Raw genomic sequence first — 2169 nt, 5'->3', positions numbered from 1 at the left:
AACAGACGATCGAGCGAGGCATTCAGATCGTCTTCGGCACCGTCGTGCAGCAGTTTGCAGACCAGTTCCGTGAGCTGCTTATCCCAGAGTTTGGCCTCCAGCCGGCCGCCCGACTCTGCCAGTCCGGTCGCCAGCCGGACCAGCTCATTGGCATCGTCCGATATGCGTTTGCGTGATGAGGGTCGACTGCGCTTCATTTCCATTGCCTGTAAATTCCATAATCCGCCATTGTACCAAGTCGCGGATGGCGCATTCGGCCGCGTTCAGCGCCCACATGAGATTTCGCGGTAAACGCGTTATCCTTTCGGCCTGTTCTTCTTCGTGTTCGGTGGTAAGGAGCGCCATTGTGTGCCCGAGCTGTTACCGATTGCGCCAACCCCAAGGAAAGACAACATGCTGAAGGCAAGCGAATCATTTCGGGACATACGCGACGCCGTACGCGACCTCTGTGCGCAATATCCCGCCGCTTACTTCCGCGAAATCGATCGGGAGCGTTCCTATCCCGAGGCCTTCGTCGATGCGCTGACCCGGGCCGGCTGGCTGGCGGCGCTGATCCCGCAGGAATACGGCGGCTCCGGCCTTGGCCTGACCGAGGCTTCGGTGATCCTTGAGGAGATCAACCGTTGCGGCGGCAACTCCGGCGCGTGCCACGGCCAGATGTACAACATGGGCACACTGCTGCGCCACGGCTCGGATGCGCAGAAGCAGGCGTATCTGCCACGTATCGCTTCGGGTGAACTGCGCCTGCAATCGATGGCCGTGACCGAGCCGAGCACCGGCACCGACACCACGCGGATCAAGACTGTTGCCGTGAAGCAGGGCGACCGCTACGTGGTCAATGGCCAGAAGGTGTGGATCTCCCGCGTCCAGCACTCGGATCTGATGATCCTGCTGGCACGCACCACGCCGCTTGCCGAAGTGAGCAGGAAATCTGAAGGCATGTCGATCTTCATCGTCGATCTGCGCGATGCGATCGGCCAGGGTATGACGGTGCAGCCGATTCCGAACATGGTCAACCACGAGACCAACGAACTCTTCTTCGACAATCTGGAGATCCCGGTGGAGAACCTGATCGGCGAGGAAGGCAAGGGCTTCAGGTACATTCTCGACGGACTCAATGCCGAGCGCGCGCTGATCGCTGCCGAGTGTATTGGCGACGGCTACTGGTTCATCGACAAGGTCAGCAGCTACGTCAAGGAACGCGTTGTCTTCGACCGACCGATCGGCCAGAACCAGGGTGTGCAATTCCCGATCGCGGAGGCGTACATCGAAGTCGAAGCCGCCAGCCTGATGCGCTACGAAGCCTGTCGTTTGTTCGACGCCCATCAGCCCTGCGGTGCGCAGGCCAACATGGCCAAGTATCTCGCCGCCAAGGCTTCGTGGGAAGCCGCCAACGCCTGCCTCCAGTTTCACGGCGGCTTCGGCTTCGCCTGCGACTACGACGTCGAACGCAAGTTCCGCGAGACGCGCCTGTATCAGGTGGCGCCGATCTCGACCAATCTGATCCTGTCCTACGTGGCCGAGCATGTGCTCGGTCTGCCAAGATCTTTCTGAAAGTTTTTTCGTGACCGGCGCAAATCGACCTCTCGATGGCATCACCGTGATATCGCTGGAACACGCGATTGCCGCGCCTTTCTGCACCCGCCAGCTGGCCGACCTCGGCGCACGCGTGATCAAGATCGAGCGCCCCGGCTCGGGCGACTTCGCCCGCAGCTATGACGAACGCGTCAAGGGACTGGCCTCGCATTTCGTATGGACCAACCGTTCCAAGGAAAGCCTAACGCTCGACGTCAAGCATGCCGAAGCGAACGCCGTTCTAACACGCCTGCTGGAGAGCGCCGATGTGCTGGTCCAGAATCTGGCGCCCGGTGCTGCTGCGCGTCTGGGTTTGTCCTTCGCAGCTCTGCACGAAAGCTATCCGCGCCTGATCGTCTGCGATATCTCGGGCTATGGCGATTCCGGCCCGTATCGCGACAAGAAAGCCTACGACCTGCTGATCCAGAGCGAATCGGGCTTCCTTTCAGTCACCGGTACACCCGACGAACCCGCCAAGGCGGGGTGCTCGATCGCCGACATCTCGGCCGGCATGTATGCCTACAGCAACATCCTCGCGGCGCTGATTCAGCGCGGCAAGACCGGCAAGGGTTCGCGTGTCGAAGTCTCGATGCT

3 protein-coding genes are annotated in these 2169 nt (G+C 60.8%); 2 read left to right on the top strand and 1 reads right to left on the bottom strand.

The annotated features are described in order from the left end of the window. Positions 1-197, bottom strand: a 197-nt coding sequence (locus tag PROAA_RS12990; RefSeq protein WP_186411747.1) for a DUF2863 family protein, incomplete at its 3' end; no start/stop codon positions are given. Positions 198-393: 196 nt separating this feature from the next. On the opposite strand from PROAA_RS12990, the gene PROAA_RS12985 reads away from it, so the two are divergent. Both PROAA_RS12985 and PROAA_RS12980 read left to right on the top strand, forming a co-directional pair. After that, the gene (locus tag PROAA_RS12985; protein WP_186411746.1) at positions 394-1554 is read left to right on the top strand and encodes an acyl-CoA dehydrogenase family protein; all 1161 of its coding nucleotides are present in this window, start codon (positions 394-396) and stop codon (positions 1552-1554) included. Between the two features lie 10 nt (positions 1555-1564). After that, positions 1565-2169, top strand: a 605-nt coding sequence (locus PROAA_RS12980; RefSeq protein ID WP_245664273.1) for a CaiB/BaiF CoA transferase family protein, incomplete at its 3' end; no start/stop codon positions are given.

This window comes from Candidatus Propionivibrio aalborgensis (assembly GCF_900089945.1).
GTDB classification, from domain to species: Bacteria; Pseudomonadota; Gammaproteobacteria; order Burkholderiales; family Rhodocyclaceae; genus Propionivibrio; species Propionivibrio aalborgensis.
This window is presented reverse-complemented; position numbering and strand designations above follow the sequence as displayed.